The organism is Enterobacter sp. 3U4 (assembly GCF_057224565.1).
In genome coordinates, this window is the sequence record NZ_CP136665.1 from 2,465,331 (window position 1) to 2,481,418 (window position 16,088).

Below are 16,088 nucleotides of genomic sequence, written 5' to 3' on the forward strand. Positions count from 1 at the left end.
TGCCGGGTGGCTCGGCCTACGGGGGTGGTAATCTGTAGGCCGGGTAAGGCGAAGCCGACACCCGGCAATTTCTCAAAGCGGCACAAAGAACCTGAACCGTGCCCCGCTCACCGACTCCATTAGCCTGATCCCGCCCCCGTGCAGCTCCAGCATCCGTTTCACAATCAGCAGCCCTAACCCGCCGCGATTCTCTCTCGACGCCTGGGTGTTGAGCGCCGACGGCCGCTGGAACAGATCGTCGCGCAGCGAGGCATCCACGCCCGTTCCGCTGTCGGATACTTCAACCTGCAGCTGTTCATTTTCCTGCCACACCGCCAGGCGAATTTCTCCGCCGCCAGGCGTATGGCGCATCGCGTTATCCAGCAGGTTGGTCACCACGCGTTCGATCATCGACACATCGGCGTTAATCAACGGCAGCGGCCCCGGCACGTCAATATGCAGATTGACCTCTCGCGTGCGGGCGGTGAGCTCAAACTTCTGCGCCACGTCGGAAATCAGCTCCGCCATCGCAAACCGCTCGCGCTGGGGTTTAATACCGCCGTGCTCAAGGCGCGCCAGCTCAAACAGCTGCTGCGAAAGATGCCGGACTTTTTGCCCCTGACGCAGCGCGGTGGCGAGATACTGCTGGTGCTCCTGCGGCGTCAGCGTGGCGGATTTGAGCGACAGGGTTTCGAGATAGCCCAGCAGGGAGGTCAGCGGCGTGCGGAGATCGTGCGAAATATTGGCGATAAACTCCCGGCGCTGGCGATCGCTGTCGGCCAGCCGATCCCACTGTTGGGTGATTTTGCGCGCCAGCTCGATAAAGCTGTTGCGCAGGATCGCCACTTCATCTTTTGCCGCCGCGTCCGGCGTCTGTGCCGCCAGCAGCCTGATTGCGCTCATGCTGTCCTGCTCCAGCCCGGCCACTTCCACCGTCAGCTGTTTGACCGGACGCGTGACCCAGTACCAGACCAGCAGCCCTGCCAGCAGCCCAAACAGCGCGACCCACAGCAGTGACCACAGGACGGTACTCCACAGCGCCTTGTGCCAGGCCATTTCCGCCAGAGCGTTTGACTCCTCGCCCTGCAAGATAATGTACAGATAGCCTTTTAGCTCACCGTCCTGCCGCAGCGGCGTGGCGCTGAAGACTTTTTGATTTTGACTGCGCGGATCGTCGCCCAGTACCGGCATGGCGGTGCCGCTCAGGAAGCTCTGCACCGGAGCCAGATCGATTTTTTGCCGCTGAATATGGCCCGGCGGTGCGGCATCGGCGAGGATATCGCCGTCAGGAGAGATAACGTACAGCTCAACGCTCGGATTAAAGGTCATCAGCCGGCCAAACAGCGGCTTCAGCGCGCTGCGGTCGACCCTGCCCTGCGCGTCCAGGATCGGTTCGCGCTGGACGATCTGCTGCGCCAGTCCGCCCGACAGACGCTGCACCATCGCGTTACCGTACTGCATGCTGCTGTAGAGCTGGACCGCGCAGGCGACGGCGGCGCAGAGCATCATCAGCAGGATGAACAGCAGCGTCAGGCGCTGGCTCAGGCTAAAGCGACGCATCATGCTGCGGCTCCGCAAATTTGTAGCCCTTGCCCCAGACGGTGCGAATGATCTCCGGCTCGGCGGCGTCCTTCTCAATCTTAATGCGCAGGCGGTTGATATGGGTATTGACGGTGTGCTCGTAGCCTTCGTGCTGGTAGCCCCAGACCTGCTCCAGCAGCGCCAGACGGGAGAACACCTCGCCGGGATGACGGGCAAAGAAGTAGAGCAGCTCGAACTCGCGCGGGGTGAGGTCCACCACCTGGCCGTGAAGCAGCACGCTGCGCGCCAGCGGGTCGATGGTCAGACCGTGGGCCTGAATGTGTCCGTCGGTTTGCGCCTGCCCCATCGCCTGCTGGCGGCGGAACAGCGCTTTGATGCGCGCAATCAGCTCCTGCACGGAGAACGGTTTTGCCAGATAGTCGTCGGCGCCGGTTTCCAGCCCGGTGATGCGGTCAGTTTCGCTGCTGCGGGCGCTGATGATGATCACCGGCAGGTAGCGCGTCATCTGACGGATGCGTCGGCAAATCTCCAGACCGTCCACGTTGGGCAGCATCAGGTCGAGGATCACCGCATCCCACGGCTGTGCTTCAAGACGCTGCAGAGCGTTGCCCCCGTCGGGCTCGTGGGTGATGGCGTAGCCTTCGTCTTCTAAATTGAGTCGCAGAAGCGCCGCGATATCGTGGTCGTCTTCCACCAGCAGGATCTGCTTCATGGGTAAGCCTTCATTCATTTCTTATGACGTAAGCTTACCTGATTTCGCCGGGATGAAGAGTTCACATTTTGTTGAACATTGTGCGGAGGTCATGCCGGGTGGCGGCTACGCCTTACCCGGCCTGCGGGTTAACAACGTCAACACTTCATAATGCGCGGTATGCGGGAACATATCAAAAAGCTGAACGCGTTCAACGCGATAGCCCGGTAGTAGAGCGATGTCTTTCGCCATGGTCTGCGCATTGCAGCTGGAATAGATGATGTACTCAGGCGCCATCTGGCTCAGGTAATCGCACAGCCCATTGCCGATGCCGCGGCGCGGCGGGTTGACCAGCACCAGCTCCGGCACGTTGCCCTGTCCGGTCGCGAACTGCGTGGAGTCGAGCGCCTGGAAGCGCAGATTCGTTAACCCCAGCTCAGCGGCGGACTGTTTCGCGCAGGCAATCGCTTCGGCTGAGATCTCAATCCCGGTGAGCTGCATCTCCGGCGTCGCGCAGTGCAGGCCAAACCCGCCCACGCCGCAGAAGAGATCCCACATATGATGGATGTTTAACGCACGCACCCAGTCGCGGGCGGTAGCGTACAGGCTGCCTGCCACGGTCGGATTCGTCTGGAAGAAGCTCTGCGGGCGGATCCACAGCGGCACGCCGTTGAAGCGCTCCGCCAGCGCGTGCTGGTCGGTGAAGAAAATCTCTTTCTCCCCTTCCATGATCGCCATATGCACCGGCTGGATGTTTGCCGTAATCACCTTCAGCTGCGGGAGCTGTTCCTGCAGCCACGGCAGCGCCGCGCGCAGCTGCTCCAGCTTGGCTTCCGAGCGCAGCACGAAGCGCAGCATCATGCCGCCGTCTTTCTGGCTTTCGGTCAGCAGAAGGTATTTCAGCTCGCCGCGCCTGCGGGCCACGCTGTAGGGCGTTAACCCTGCACGCGCAATAAACGGTTTCAGTGCGGCAAAGACCGGCGCAAAGGAGGCGGGATACAGCGGGCAGTCGGTTAAATCTTCCGGCGTGCCGTCGCGGTGCAGCATCCCCAGCAGCGGTTTTTCTACGCTACCGCTGACCACCATTTTGGCTTTATTACGGAAACCCTGCTCCGGGCCGCTGACGGGTGCGCACCACTCGCCCACCGCGTGCGCTGCCAGCAGCTGTTGCAGGTCGGCCATTTTGGCGGTGAGTTGTTGAGAGACCGGCTGTTCTATCCACTGACAGGAGCGGCAGCGTCCGGCGTCATAGAGTGCGCACTGCATATGAAAACCTTAAGAATCACGAGGGCTGCGATTATACACATTATTGCAGGCGGAAGAACCGCCGACTGGAGGCGGGGATAAAAAGCAGGAACAGAACCAGCATGTCCGGCAGTTTTTGCATAAACAGCGCGCGCAGGATCTCGCGTTTGGATTCACCGGCAATGCTGAACAGCTCCGGGTAGCCGTAGCCCAGCGAGGCGGCCCACAGATAGCTCGCCGCGGTAATTTGCGTCAGCATATAGACCCAGCGCGCCCAGTTGCGCCCTTTAACGAGCGAAAACGCGCAGTAGATCTCGATAAACACCAGCACCAGGCTGCTCAAAAAGACCAGCGTCAGATTCCACGTCTGCACGCTGCGGTTAATGAATTCACCGATGCCGCGCACGCCCAGGGTATTCAGAATCATCAGCACGTCCAGGCAGCGGATCATAATAATGGCGAGCGCCGCCACCTGAACCAGCGCAGGTACGTTAGGACGCGCGTGCGTAATACGTGATTTTTTTAATAATCCCAATGTTTTACTTCCCTGAAAAACAGTGCCGCGTCATGCGCGGCACATCACTGGAAATTTTAAATCCTTCAGCCGCGTCTTGCACGCTGGATATCACGCACACGCTGTTTTTCCGCGCGCGCCATCAAATACCAGGCGATAAATCCGACAATTCCGACCACGCCGAGGATGATAGAGGCCAGGGCGTTGATCTCCGGGTTGACCCCCATGCGCACGCTGGAGAAGACCAGCATCGGCAGCGTCGTCGCCCCCGGGCCGGAGACAAAGCTGGCGATAACCAGATCGTCGAGCGACAGGGTAAACGCCAGCAGCCAGCCGGAGATCACCGCCGGCATAATCATCGGCAGCGTGATGATGAAAAAGACCTTCAGCGGCGTCGCGCCGAGATCCATCGCCGCCTCTTCAATGGAGCGATCGAGCTCGCGCAGACGCGAGGCGATCACCACCGCGACATAGGCGGTACAGAAGGTGACGTGCGCCAGCCAGATGGTGAGCATCCCGCGATCCGCCGGCCAGCCGATGGCGTGCGCCAGGGCCACGAACAGCAGCAGCAGCGCAAGACCGGTGATCACGTCCGGCATAACCAGCGGGGCGGTGATCATAAAGGCGAAGCCGTTTGAACCGCGAAAACGCCCGAAGCGCACCATCACCAGCGCGGCGATCGTGCCCAGCACCGACGCCATGGTCGCCGCCAGCGCTGCGATGGTCAGGCTCAGCCCCACCGCGCTCATCATCGCAGCATCGTGGAACAGCTCGCTGTACCAGCGCGTCGACCAGCCTGCCCAGACCGTCACCAGTTTGGAGCTGTTAAACGAGTAGATCACCAGCATCAGCATCGGCGCATACAGGAAGGTAAAGCCGATAACGAGGATCGCAATTCGCCACGGGGAGCGCACTACCGGTAAGTTGTTCATCCGTGGTCTCCCATCTGTTTCTGCTGATGCTTGTGGAACCACATGATCGGCACGATCAGCAGCAGTAACATCACAATCGCCACCGCCGAGGCCACCGGCCAGTCGCGATTATTGAAGAACTCCTGCCACAGCACGCGACCAATCATTATGCTGTCCGGGCCTCCGAGCAGTTCCGGGATCACAAACTCCCCTACCGCCGGGATAAAGACCAGCATTGACCCGGCAATAATCCCGCCTTTGGTCAGCGGGACAATGACGCTGAAGAAGGTTTTTAACGGACGGGCGCCGAGATCGAGCGACGCTTCCACCAGCGAGTAGTCAATACGCGTCAGCGCCGTGTAGATCGGCAGCACCATAAACGGCAGATAGGCATATACAATCCCGATATAGACCGCGAGATTGGTGTGCAGGATCGTCAGCGGCTGATCGATAACCCCGAGCCACATCAGAAAGTTATTCAGCACGCCGTTGTTTTTCAGGATCCCCATCCAGGCGTAAACGCGGATCAGGAACGAGGTCCACGACGGCAGGATCACCAGCAGCAGCAGGATGTTGCGCGTCGACGGCTTGCTGTGCGCCACCGCCCACGCCAGCGGGTAGCCCATCACCAGACAGCAGAGCGTCGAAATAGCCGCCACCTGCAGCGACTGCAGATAGGCTTCGAAATAGAGCGGGTCGTCGGTAAGCTGGAGGAAGTTACCGAGGTTAAGCGTCAGCGTCAGCTGCCCGTCGGCCCAGTCCAGCAGGTTGGTGTAAGGCGGGATCGCGCGCGCCATCTCCGCCAGGCTTATCTTGAAAACAATCAGGAACGGCAGCAGGAACAGCAGGATCAGCCACACGTAAGGCATGGCGATCACCAGCTTGCGGCCGTGTTTCATCTGCATGCGCGTCAGGAAACCGGCAAAGGCGCCCGGCTTTTCTACGCGGGCTGGAGGTTCAAGTGTGCTCATGATCGCTCCTTATACCGTCAGCACGACGCAACTGTCAGCGTCCCAGCACAGGCGCACTTCGTCGCCCCAGGTCGGCTGCCCCTTGCGATAGCGATGTTCGTTCTGTAGCTGCGCGCTGAGCATCTGCCCGCTTTTCAGGCGCACGTGGTAGATTGAAAGATCGCCCAGATAGGCAATGTGCACCACTTCGCCGACGGCAAAGTTATAGCCATCGGCAGGCGGATCCTCACAGAGCATAATCTTCTCCGGACGCAGCGCGACGTAGACCGGCACGTTATCCACCACCGAGTTATCAGGATCGACCTTAAGCGGATGCTGCAGCCCCGGCGATTCGATAACCAGTCCATCTTCATGACGATCTTTCAGCAGCCCTTCGAAGACGTTAACCGAGCCAATGAACTCCGCGCTGTAGCGGGTGGTCGGATGCTCATAAATCTCTTCCGGCTCGCCAATCTGCACGAACTTGCCGCGGTTCATGATCGCGATACGTCCGGCCATGGTCATGGCTTCTTCCTGGTCGTGGGTCACCATCACGCAGGTCACCCCCACGCGCTCGAGGATATCCACCACTTCGAGCTGCATACGGTCGCGCAGCTTTTTGTCCAGCGCCCCCATCGGCTCATCGAGCAGTAATAATTTCGGGCGTTTTGCCAGACTGCGCGCCAGGGCCACGCGCTGGCGCTGGCCGCCGGAGAGCTGGTGCGGCTTACGCTTCGCGAACTCCTGCATGTGCACCAGGCTCAGCATTTCGGCCACGCGCGCGGTAATTTCCGCTTTCGGCAGCTTGTCCTGCTTCAGGCCAAAGGCGATGTTCTGCTCCACCGTCATGTGCGGGAACAGCGCGTAGGACTGGAACATCATGTTAATCGGGCGCTGATACGGCGGCACGCTGGAGAGATCCACGCCGTCGAGCATGATTTGCCCGGCAGTGGGCTGTTCAAAACCGGCCAGCATACGCAGCAGGGTCGATTTACCGCAGCCAGAGGCCCCCAGAAGGGCAAAAATCTCGCCTTTATAAATCGTCAGGCTGACGTCGTCCACGGCATGCTGGCCATCGAAAGATTTGGTGAGGTTACGAATTTCAAGAAGCGGGGTCAGCGCTTTACGGACTTTCGCCTGCGGGCGGGGGATCGCGTCATTCACGGGGTGTTCTCCGGCATAGATCAAAACTGGTGCAAACGCACCGTCAGGGTGCGCATCGCCGGGCGGCGCTAACGCTTGCCCGGCCTACGGGTTGTAGAGGCCCGGTAAGCGATAGCGCCACCGGGCAACAATACCAAACGCCGTTATTTACCGCTTTTCACCTTGGTCCACGCGCGGGTACGCACGCGGTCAATTTTTGGATCCTGGACTTTCAGGGTGAAGAGCTTGGCGAACACATCCGCTGGCGGATAGATAGCCGGGTTATTACGGATTTCTTCGCTCACCAGCGGCACGGAGGCCTTGTTACCGTTCGCGTAGTAAACGTGGTCGCTGATATGGGCGATAACCTCAGGACGCATCAGGTAGTTGAGGAACTGATAGGCTTCGTCTTTGTTCTTCGCATCAGCAGGCATCGCAAAGACGTCAAAGAAGGCCAGCGCCCCCTCTTTTGGAATGAAGTAAGAAACGTTCACGCCGTTTTTCGCCTCTTTCGCGCGGTTAGCCGCCTGCCACACGTCCCCTGCCCAGCCAATCGCGACGCAGATGTCGCCGTTCGCCAGATCGTTGATGTACTGAGACGAGTGGAAGTAACGGATGTTTGGACGCAGCTTCAGCAGCAGATCGGTCGCCGGGCCGGTGTAATCATCCGCCTTATTGCTGTTCGGATCTTTGCCCAGGTAGTTCAGCACGGTGGCGAAAATCTCTTCCGGCGCATCAAGGAAGGAGACGCCGCAGCTTTTCAGCTTCTCAAGGTTTTCCGGCTTCAGCACCACGTCCCAGCTGTCCAGCTTCACGTCCGGGCCCAGCGCCGCCTTCACTTTATCGACGTTAAAGCCGATACCGGTGGTCGCCCAGAGATACGGCATCGCGTATTTGTTGTCCGGGTCATGCTTGGCCACCAGTTTCAGCACTTCCGGATCGAGGTTTTTCCAGTTGGGTAATTTGCTCTTATCCAGCGGCTGGAAGACGCCTGCCGTCAGCTGGCGCTCGAGGAAGCTTGCGGAAGGCACCACGAGGTCAAACCCGGTGCTGCCCGCCATCAGTTTTCCTTCCAGCACTTCGTTGGAATCGAACACGTCGTAGACCACTTTAATGCCGGTCTCTTTTTCAAAATTTGCGACCGTGTCCGGCGCAATATAGTCAGACCAGTTATAAACGTGCAGCGTTTTTTGTTCCGCAGCGAGCGTGCCGGCAGAGACGGCCATCAGAGCACCCGCAACCAGACCCGATAACCATTTTTTATTCAAGGCGATCATAGTGTTATTCCTTCTGAAAGCTCGTTAACAAACGAACTAAAACTGTGCAATCTGGATATATGCAAAAATCATGCATAGTTTGTCGCTCTGCTCAAAATAAAAAGAAACCTCTTTACCCGGCAGCTTCCGCTCGCTTTTTGAAGCATCGCAAGAATAACTGTAGCCCGTGTCCCCGGCTATAGCCCAGACGAAAAAACGCCTTTTATCAATTTTTTATGCAGGTTAAGTCTACGTGATAAGCCGAAACGGCCTTCAGGGAGGTGAATAATTCTTTAAAGAAAGGTTAAAAGCAGCAGAAAAAATGGCCTTCTGCAGCCGCCATGGCAGCGACTGCGCAAAAGTCAGACAGGCTTAGTGAAGAAAATTGGGAGATGCATCATTATTCTCTGCATCATCTTCCGCGCTATACAGCAGATGGTGTGCATTGGCTTCCATCATGACCATCGAAATTTGCTCTTCACTCAAGCGCATAAACCAGGAGAACTGCTTGAACGACAGCCCGGCACCGGAGAATAAAGACTGGCAAACAACCAGTTTTGGCAGATTATCATCCTGTATGTCGAGAAATGCCTTCACCGTCAAAGAACTGGCGTTGATGGCCGACAGGTCGGAGGCCAGCGCCAGCAGCGCGGACGGCTTCACTTCGGCCAGCGCGGAGAAAAGGATCACGTCGTTAATGAGATCGATTTTGGCATCGAAAATGCCGTCGAAATTCTGCATATGAGGCAGATGCAGCGCCTGGCAGGAATCGCATTCGAAGAACGTAATTCCGGCATCATCAAGCCATTGACGTAACGTATCCAGTGTAGGTACGACCTGTAAATCCATCGCTGTGCAGCCTCTTAAATAAAAACTTTGCATAGATTACGCAAAAAGTGCGTTCAATACCATTTAACCGCCCGTTTTCAGGCAGTAGCCCGGCGTGGCATGACGCTCGATCCATGCGATCATTTTACCCGCAATATCGACACCTGTGGTTTTTTCCACGCCTTCCAGCCCCGGGGAGGCATTCACCTCCATGACCAGCGGCCCGCGCGTCGCCCGCAGCAGGTCTACGCCCGCTACGTCCAGCCCCAGCGTTTGCGCCGCTTTGACGGCAATCTCCCGCTCCCGGTCGCTGATATCGGCTACCCGCGCCACGCCGCCCCGGTGAAGATTAGAGCGGAAATCGCCCTCTTTTGCCTGACGCTCGATGGCCGCCACCACTTCATTGCCGACCACAAAGCAGCGAATATCGCGCCCTTTCGCCTCTTCGATGTACTCCTGCACCAGAATATGGGCATTCAGTCCCCGAAAGGCGTCAATCACGCTTTCCGCTGCCTGACGCGTCTCCGCCAGCACCACGCCAATGCCCTGGGTGCCTTCTACAAGCTTGATCACCAAAGGGGCGCCGCCCACCATGTCGATCAGATCGCTGGTGTCGTCCGGCGAATGGGCAATCCCGGTGACGGGAAGATCGATCCCCTGTCGGGCAAGGAGTTGCAGCGAGCGCAGCTTGTCGCGGGCGCGGGAAATAGCAACGGATTCGTTGAGCGGATAGCTGCCCAGCATCTCGAACTGGCGCAGCGCGGCGGTGCCGTAATAGGTTATCTGTGAGCCGATGCGGGGGATGACCACATCAAAGTGCGGCAGCTTGCGGCCTTTGTAGTGAATCGACGAGGCGGCCGGATCGATGTTCATATAGCAGGACATCGGGTCGAGGATCTCAACCTGATGGCCGCGTTTCGCCGCCGCTTCTCTCAGGCGCTTACATGAATAGAGCGTTCCATCCCGGGACAATATGGCAATTTTCACCCTGCACCTCTCTGAAGACATGGAAAAAGCCTGCGTATCATATACGCAGGCAGGCGCAGGATAAATGGACTATCGCGTCGCCCAGCCCTGTTTGTGCAGATAATCAAGAATAAACGGGCGATTTTCTTTAATGATGGTGCGGCGAATATGGTCAGTCCAGGTATCGCGACGGTTATTGCTACCGCGCGTCAGGTAGTAGTTTGCCAGCTCTTCATCGTATTGATTCAGGACGTCCTGATCGACCGGCTGGTAGTGGTTTTCATGCACCAGCATCGCCGCAGGAATGCGCGGCTTCAGATCCGGGTTATCCGCAGGCCAGCCGAGGCACAGGCCAAACAGCGGCAGCACGTGTTTTGGCAGCTTCAGCAGCTCGGTCACGCTTTCAATGTTGTTACGCAGGCCGCCAATGTAGACACCGCCTAATCCCAGCGACTCCGCCGCCGTGAAGGCATTTTGCGCCATCAGCGCGGTATCCACCACGCCCAGCAGCAGCTGTTCGGCCAGCCCGAGCTCGGCTTCAGGGCAGATCTGCAGGTGGCGGTTAAAGTCAGCGCAGAACACCCAAAACTCCGCCGCCTGGGCCACATGCTTCTGCCCGCCGGTCAGCGTCACCAGCTGCTCGCGCATGGCCGGGTCGGTGATGCGGATAATGGAGCTGCACTGCAGAAAACTGGAGCTCGAAGTCGCCCTGGCGCTGTCAATAATAGCGGCACGCTGCGCCTCGGTAATCGGCTCATCGGTGAAGTGGCGAATGGAACGGTGGGAACGGAGCAGGTCAATTGTTGGTGTCATCTTGTCTCTCTTTGTCTTGCTTAAACCTTATGCCAGCCAGTATAGGCAATGATTTGCGCGATGTAATTGGCCAAACATAGCCTGACTGTATCAAAGCGACAGGCGAAACCTTCTTTAATGGCGACAGGTTATCGGGCACTATATGTCTTATTCGCCGTCAGGCTTGTTTTTTGAGGAGAGAGAAATGTTTGCAGTAATTTTTGGTCGTCCAGGGTGCCCATACTGTGTACGCGCGAAAGAGCTGGCTGAGAAACTGACCGAAGAGCGCGATGACTTCAACTTCCGCTACGTGGATATCCACGCGGAAGGCATCACCAAAGCGGATCTCGAAAAAACCGTCGGCAAGCCGGTTGAAACCGTTCCGCAGATCTTCCTCGATCAGAAACACATCGGCGGCTGCACTGACTTTGAAGCTTACGCCAAAGAGCACCTGGGCCTGTTTGCTGCCCAGTAATGAAATGATACGACGCCCTCACCGAGAGGGCGTTTTTATTTGTGGTGCCGTCGGCGTTGAAGCAGACTGCGCACAAATAAGTAGCAGAGCGCGCCAAGGGCGCACCAGAATACTGCACTCATCAGCCATGCCAGCTCCTGCCAGAAACTTCGCGTTGATATATACAGCATACGCATCAGCAGCAGACACAGCGGCGCGGCCAGCATTGCGCCAATAAGCGGCTTCACCACCTCCCCTTTACGGGAGAGAAAACTGGCAGCAGCCCCCGGCAGCGTAAAAAAGAGCAGTCCCAGCTCCGGATGTCCGGCAGCCCTGAATGCCCCCTTCACATTAAAAGCGAGCGACATGCACACGACGGTAAACAGCAAAAAGCAGCTGATCACCCCCGCCCAGTTTCGTTTAATGTTCAAACTATCCTCCTGACTTATCTCTATCAAATATACCTTCGTCGGGTAGACGCCCAGTCAGATAAAGCAGTGCGGCAATCCTTGCCAAAGTACGCACAGGGTGATGCGATAATAGGTAGCTGTCAGTAGCTAATACGATTAAACTATCGGCCAGCTAATGTTTTAGGGAATAAATTAGGTAACAGGGAGGGTTGTACGCGTTCCCTGGCCCAGAAAACAGTAGCCCAAAAAGTCCTTTCATTCAACAACTTACTGGTAAACAAGAAGTTAGCCTCCGTGAATATAAACGTCGCAGACTTGTTAAATGGGAATTACATCCTGTTATTATTTGTGGTACTGGCGCTGGGCCTTTGCCTGGGTAAATTGCGCCTGGGTTCAGTTCAACTTGGTAATTCCATTGGCGTTTTAGTCGTCTCCTTATTATTAGGCCAGCAGCACTTCAGCATTAACACGGACGCGCTCAACCTAGGTTTTATGCTGTTTATTTTTTGTGTTGGCGTGGAAGCGGGACCGAACTTTTTTTCAATTTTCTTCCGCGACGGCAAAAATTATCTGATGCTGGCGCTGGTGATGGTCGGCAGCGCGCTGCTGATCGCGTTAGGGCTGGGTAAACTGTTTGGCTGGGATATCGGGTTAACGGCCGGTATGCTGGCAGGCTCCATGACGTCCACCCCTGTACTGGTGGGTGCCGGCGATACCCTGCGCCATTCCGGCATGGCCGGTGCACAGCTATCTACCGCCCTCGACCACCTGAGCCTGGGCTATGCCCTGACCTATCTGATTGGTCTGGTGAGCCTGATTGTCGGCGCACGCTACCTGCCAAAACTGCAGCATCAGGATCTGCAGACCAGCGCCCAGCAAATCGCCCGCGAGCGCGGTCTGGATACCGACTCCAAACGTAAAGTCTATCTCCCGGTGATCCGCGCCTACCGCGTCGGACCAGAGCTGGTTGCCTGGGCTGACGGTAAAAATCTGCGCGAGCTGGGGATTTACCGCCAGACGGGCTGCTACATCGAGCGTATCCGCCGCAACGGCATTCTGGCTAACCCGGACGGCGACGCGGTGCTGCAGATGGGCGACGACATCGCGCTGGTGGGCTACCCGGACGCCCACGCCCGTCTCGACCCGAGCTTCCGTAACGGCAAAGAGGTGTTCGACCGCGATCTGCTCGACATGCGCATCGTCACCGAAGAGATCGTGGTGAAAAACCATAACGCCGTGGGCCGCCGCCTGGCGCAGCTGAAGTTGACCGACCACGGCTGCTTCCTCAACCGCGTGATCCGCAGCCAGATTGAGATGCCTATCGACGACAACGTGGTGCTCAACAAAGGCGACGTGCTGCAGGTCAGCGGCGATGCCCGTCGCGTGAAAACCGTTGCCGATCGTATCGGCTTTATCTCCATTCACAGCCAGGTCACCGACCTGCTGGCCTTCTGCGCCTTCTTTATCGTTGGCCTGATGATCGGGATGATCACCTTCCAGTTCAGCAACTTCAGCTTCGGCATCGGTAACGCCGCCGGTCTGCTGTTCGCCGGGATCATGCTGGGCTTCCTGCGAGCGAACCACCCGACCTTCGGCTACATTCCGCAGGGCGCGCTGAACATGGTGAAAGAGTTCGGTCTGATGGTCTTTATGGCGGGCGTGGGCTTAAGCGCGGGCAGCGGGATTGGTCACAGCCTCGGTGCCGTCGGCTGGCAGATGTTGGTTTCCGGACTTATCGTCAGCCTGGTGCCGGTGGTGATCTGCTTCCTGTTCGGCGCCTACGTGCTGCGCATGAACCGCGCCCTGCTCTTCGGGGCGATGATGGGGGCGCGTACCTGTGCGCCTGCGATGGAAATCATCAGCGATACCGCGCGCAGCAACATCCCGGCGCTGGGCTATGCGGGGACCTACGCTATCGCTAACGTACTGCTGACGCTGGCGGGTACGCTGATCGTCATCATCTGGCCTGGACTCGGATAACTCCTAAGAATGCGCGTGGCGGAAAATATTTTTATTACGCGCAGAACTTTTTTATCAGGGGGCAGTCATAACTAGTGCCACTGCTTTTCTTTGATGTCCCCAATTTGTGGAGCCCATCAACCCCGCCGTTTTGGTTCAAGGTTGATGGGTTTTTTGTTGCCTGAAATTCCCCTTACTCAATTTCACCTTCTCTCCAGCCATTAAAACATATATGATTTAACGCATGTATAAACCACGCTATCAGGAACACCCATGCTCCACCCACTCCAGCTCTTCAAAACCCTCTCCGACGAAACGCGGCTCGCCATCGTCATGCTGCTCCGCGAAGCGGGCGAGCTGTGCGTCTGCGATCTCTGCGCCGCGACCACCGAGTCGCAGCCTAAAGTCTCCCGCCACATGGCGCTGCTGCGCGAGTCCGGGCTGGTTATCGATCGGCGCGAGGGCAAATGGGTCCATTACCGTCTCTCTCCCAACATGCCTGCATGGGCGGCAGCCGTTATCGACACCAGCTGGAACTGCCTGCGGGAGGAGACGCGCGTGAAGCTGAAAAACCGACTGCCGGGTTCGTGTTAATCAAGACACATTCACAAAAACAGATATAACGGAGTAAACGATGTTTCTGGCAGGGGCAATTTTTCTGTTTACGCTGGTGCTGGTCATCTGGCAGCCCAAAGGACTGAGTATCGGCTGGAGCGCGACCATCGGCGCCGTGCTGGCGCTGGCCAGCGGCGTGATTCACATTAACGATATACCGGTAGTCTGGGATATCGTCTGGAACGCTACGGCAACGTTCATTGCCGTCATCATCATCAGCCTGCTTCTGGATGAGTCCGGCTTTTTCGAGTGGGCAGCGCTGCACGTCGCCCGCTGGGGGAACGGTCGCGGGCGATTGCTGTTTACCTGGATTATCCTTCTGGGCGCAGCCGTCGCGGCGCTGTTTGCCAATGACGGCGCGGCTCTGATCCTGACGCCTATCGTTATTGCCATGCTGCTGGCGCTGGGGTTCAGCAAGCAGGCTACGCTGGCATTTGTGATGGCGGCAGGTTTTATCGCCGATACCGCCAGCCTGCCGCTGATTGTGTCGAACCTGGTCAACATCGTCTCGGCAGATTTTTTTAAGCTGGGGTTCAGCGAATACGCCTCGGTGATGATCCCGGTTGATATCGCCGCGATTGCCGCAACGCTGGTGATGCTGCATCTGTTCTTCCGCAAGGAAATCCCGCCGGAATATGACCGGGCGAAACTGCGTGAGCCTGCACGCGTGATAAACGATCTTCCGACGTTCAGAACCGGCTGGATCGTGCTGCTCCTTCTTCTCGTCGGTTTCTTTGTGCTGGAGCCGCTGGGCGTTCCGGTCAGCGCCATCGCGACCGCGGGCGCGCTGGTTTTGTTTGCTGTTGCAAAACGCGGACATGCGATAAATACCGGAAAAGTGCTGCGCGGCGCACCGTGGCAGATCGTCATCTTCTCGCTGGGGATGTATCTGGTGGTGTATGGCCTGCGCAATGCCGGGCTGACGGACTCTCTCACAGGCGTACTGAACAGCCTGGCCGGGCACGGATTGTGGGCCACCACGCTGGGTACCGGGTTCATCACCGCGTTCCTGTCATCCATAATGAACAATATGCCCACGGTGCTGATTGGCGCGCTCTCCATTGACGGCAGCACGGCAACTGGGTTGATCAAGGACGCGATGATTTACGCCAACGTAATTGGCTGCGATCTGGGCCCGAAAATCACTCCTATCGGCAGCCTCGCCACCCTGCTCTGGCTCCACGTGCTGGCGCAGAAAAACATGACGATCGCCTGGGGTTACTATTTCCGGACGGGCATCATCATGACCCTGCCGGTCCTGTTTGTGACGCTCGCCGCGCTGGCGCTACGTCTCTCCTTCACACTGTAATGAGCCACTGATATGAGCCACATCACCATTTACCACAACCCCGCCTGCGGCACCTCGCGCAACACGCTGGAGATGATCCGCAACAGCGGCGCGGAGCCAGAGATTATCCTCTATCTGGAAACCCCGCCGTCGCGCGATACGCTGACCGCCCTGATTGCCGAGATGGGCATTTCAGTGCGGGATCTGTTGCGTAAAAACGTGGAGCCCTATGAGCAGCTCGGACTTGCCGACGATAGCTTCACCGACGACCAGCTTATCGAGTTTATGCTGCAATACCCGATTCTGATTAACCGTCCGATCGTGGTCACACCGCTGGGCACCCGCCTGTGCCGTCCGTCTGAAGTCGTCCTCGACATCCTGCCGGATGCGCAGAGAGGGGCATTTACAAAAGAGGATGGCGAAGCGGTGGTGGACGCCAGCGGGAAAAAAATCTCGCCAAAGTAACCCATTGATAATGGCAAGGTAAGTTCTGCCAACCGCATGCCCCGCCTATCGGCCAGGTTGCAACAGCCGAAAGCCGGCAC

The 16,088-nt window shown here is 57.7% G+C and carries 17 protein-coding genes; 5 read left to right on the forward strand and 12 right to left on the reverse strand.

Annotated elements, in window-relative coordinates:
* Window positions 1–72 precede the first annotated feature (72 nt).
* The 11 genes from RVY89_RS11785 to nfsA all read right to left on the reverse strand — a co-directional run bounded on the left by RVY89_RS11785 (window position 73) and on the right by nfsA (window position 10,838).
* Window positions 73–1,542 (reverse strand): sensor histidine kinase, encoded by a 1,470-nt coding sequence (locus tag RVY89_RS11785; RefSeq protein WP_484825402.1) that lies wholly within the window; start codon window positions 1,540–1,542, stop codon window positions 73–75.
* Window positions 1,526–2,233: a response regulator transcription factor gene (locus RVY89_RS11790; protein ID WP_484825403.1), complete on the reverse strand. Its 708-nt coding sequence runs from the start codon at window positions 2,231–2,233 to the stop codon at window positions 1,526–1,528. Before RVY89_RS11790 ends, RVY89_RS11785 begins: the two co-directional genes overlap by 17 nt.
* A gap of 105 nt (window positions 2,234–2,338) precedes the next feature.
* Window positions 2,339–3,478 carry a 23S rRNA (uracil(747)-C(5))-methyltransferase RlmC gene (gene rlmC, locus RVY89_RS11795; protein WP_484825404.1) on the reverse strand — a complete coding sequence of 380 codons (1,140 nt, stop codon included), beginning with the start codon at window positions 3,476–3,478 and terminating at the stop codon, window positions 2,339–2,341.
* A gap of 40 nt (window positions 3,479–3,518) precedes the next feature.
* Window positions 3,519–3,992: a YbjO family protein gene (locus tag RVY89_RS11800; protein ID WP_484825405.1), complete on the reverse strand. Its 474-nt coding sequence runs from the start codon at window positions 3,990–3,992 to the stop codon at window positions 3,519–3,521.
* 65 nt (window positions 3,993–4,057) lie between these two features.
* A complete protein-coding gene (gene potI / locus RVY89_RS11805; protein WP_484825406.1) occupies window positions 4,058–4,903 on the reverse strand; it encodes a putrescine ABC transporter permease PotI in 846 nt (281 codons plus the stop codon).
* Complete coding sequence (gene potH / locus RVY89_RS11810; protein ID WP_047648226.1) at window positions 4,900–5,853, reverse strand: putrescine ABC transporter permease PotH; 954 nt, start codon at window positions 5,851–5,853, stop codon at window positions 4,900–4,902. Before potH ends, potI begins: the two co-directional genes overlap by 4 nt.
* 9 nt (window positions 5,854–5,862) lie before the next feature.
* The gene (gene potG / locus RVY89_RS11815) at window positions 5,863–6,996 is read right to left on the reverse strand and encodes a putrescine ABC transporter ATP-binding subunit PotG (RefSeq protein ID WP_484825407.1); all 1,134 of its coding nucleotides are present in this window, start codon (window positions 6,994–6,996) and stop codon (window positions 5,863–5,865) included.
* A 143-nt stretch (window positions 6,997–7,139) separates the two neighbouring features.
* The gene (gene potF / locus RVY89_RS11820) at window positions 7,140–8,252 is read right to left on the reverse strand and encodes a spermidine/putrescine ABC transporter substrate-binding protein PotF (protein ID WP_045908435.1); all 1,113 of its coding nucleotides are present in this window, start codon (window positions 8,250–8,252) and stop codon (window positions 7,140–7,142) included.
* Between the two features lie 351 nt (window positions 8,253–8,603).
* The gene (locus tag RVY89_RS11825) at window positions 8,604–9,080 is read right to left on the reverse strand and encodes a YbjN domain-containing protein (protein WP_014169308.1); all 477 of its coding nucleotides are present in this window, start codon (window positions 9,078–9,080) and stop codon (window positions 8,604–8,606) included.
* Between the two features lie 63 nt (window positions 9,081–9,143).
* Window positions 9,144–10,046 (reverse strand): 30S ribosomal protein S6--L-glutamate ligase, encoded by a 903-nt coding sequence (gene rimK, locus RVY89_RS11830; RefSeq protein ID WP_484825408.1) that lies wholly within the window; start codon window positions 10,044–10,046, stop codon window positions 9,144–9,146.
* Window positions 10,047–10,115: 69 nt separating this feature from the next.
* Entirely contained in the window at window positions 10,116–10,838 is a 723-nt protein-coding gene (nfsA, locus tag RVY89_RS11835; protein WP_045908437.1) for a nitroreductase NfsA, read from the reverse strand.
* 184 nt (window positions 10,839–11,022) lie between these two features.
* On the opposite strand from nfsA, the gene RVY89_RS11840 reads away from it, so the two are divergent.
* Window positions 11,023–11,292, forward strand: a complete 270-nt coding sequence (locus RVY89_RS11840; protein ID WP_006809455.1) for a GrxA family glutaredoxin — start codon at window positions 11,023–11,025, stop codon at window positions 11,290–11,292.
* 35 nt (window positions 11,293–11,327) lie between these two features.
* Here RVY89_RS11840 and RVY89_RS11845 read toward each other — a convergent pair whose 3' ends face one another.
* Window positions 11,328–11,702 carry an inner membrane protein YbjM gene (locus RVY89_RS11845; RefSeq protein ID WP_484825409.1) on the reverse strand — a complete coding sequence of 125 codons (375 nt, stop codon included), beginning with the start codon at window positions 11,700–11,702 and terminating at the stop codon, window positions 11,328–11,330.
* 273 nt (window positions 11,703–11,975) lie between these two features.
* On the opposite strand from RVY89_RS11845, the gene RVY89_RS11850 reads away from it, so the two are divergent.
* From RVY89_RS11850 to arsC, 4 genes are all read left to right on the forward strand, one after another.
* The gene (locus RVY89_RS11850; protein ID WP_029739442.1) at window positions 11,976–13,661 is read left to right on the forward strand and encodes an aspartate:alanine antiporter; all 1,686 of its coding nucleotides are present in this window, start codon (window positions 11,976–11,978) and stop codon (window positions 13,659–13,661) included.
* Window positions 13,662–13,913: 252 nt separating this feature from the next.
* Window positions 13,914–14,234: a metalloregulator ArsR/SmtB family transcription factor gene (locus RVY89_RS11855; protein WP_484825410.1), complete on the forward strand. Its 321-nt coding sequence runs from the start codon at window positions 13,914–13,916 to the stop codon at window positions 14,232–14,234.
* Between the two features lie 40 nt (window positions 14,235–14,274).
* On the forward strand, window positions 14,275–15,564 hold the full coding sequence (locus RVY89_RS11860; protein WP_484825411.1) for an arsenic transporter: 1,290 nt from the start codon (window positions 14,275–14,277) through the stop codon (window positions 15,562–15,564).
* Between the two features lie 12 nt (window positions 15,565–15,576).
* Window positions 15,577–16,008 carry a glutaredoxin-dependent arsenate reductase gene (gene arsC, locus RVY89_RS11865; RefSeq protein WP_484825412.1) on the forward strand — a complete coding sequence of 144 codons (432 nt, stop codon included), beginning with the start codon at window positions 15,577–15,579 and terminating at the stop codon, window positions 16,006–16,008.
* The last annotated feature ends 80 nt before the right edge of the window (window positions 16,009–16,088 follow it).

What these genes read in the sequence shown, in the direction of transcription:
- RVY89_RS11790 (WP_484825403.1), bottom strand. Translation starts at nt 2,233, where the DNA reads ATGAAGCAGATCCTGCTGGTGGAAGACGACCACGATATCGCGGCGCTT.
- RVY89_RS11840 (WP_006809455.1), top strand. Translation starts at nt 11,023, where the DNA reads ATGTTTGCAGTAATTTTTGGTCGTCCAGGGTGCCCATACTGTGTACGC.
- RVY89_RS11855 (WP_484825410.1), top strand. Translation starts at nt 13,914, where the DNA reads ATGCTCCACCCACTCCAGCTCTTCAAAACCCTCTCCGACGAAACGCGG.
- RVY89_RS11785 (WP_484825402.1), bottom strand. Translation starts at nt 1,542, where the DNA reads ATGATGCGTCGCTTTAGCCTGAGCCAGCGCCTGACGCTGCTGTTCATC.
- RVY89_RS11825 (WP_014169308.1), bottom strand. Translation starts at nt 9,080, where the DNA reads ATGGATTTACAGGTCGTACCTACACTGGATACGTTACGTCAATGGCTT.
- rlmC (WP_484825404.1), bottom strand. Translation starts at nt 3,478, where the DNA reads ATGCAGTGCGCACTCTATGACGCCGGACGCTGCCGCTCCTGTCAGTGG.
- RVY89_RS11860 (WP_484825411.1), top strand. Translation starts at nt 14,275, where the DNA reads ATGTTTCTGGCAGGGGCAATTTTTCTGTTTACGCTGGTGCTGGTCATC.
- arsC (WP_484825412.1), top strand. Translation starts at nt 15,577, where the DNA reads ATGAGCCACATCACCATTTACCACAACCCCGCCTGCGGCACCTCGCGC.
- potF (WP_045908435.1), bottom strand. Translation starts at nt 8,252, where the DNA reads ATGATCGCCTTGAATAAAAAATGGTTATCGGGTCTGGTTGCGGGTGCT.
- potI (WP_484825406.1), bottom strand. Translation starts at nt 4,903, where the DNA reads ATGAACAACTTACCGGTAGTGCGCTCCCCGTGGCGAATTGCGATCCTC.
- nfsA (WP_045908437.1), bottom strand. Translation starts at nt 10,838, where the DNA reads ATGACACCAACAATTGACCTGCTCCGTTCCCACCGTTCCATTCGCCAC.
- potH (WP_047648226.1), bottom strand. Translation starts at nt 5,853, where the DNA reads ATGAGCACACTTGAACCTCCAGCCCGCGTAGAAAAGCCGGGCGCCTTT.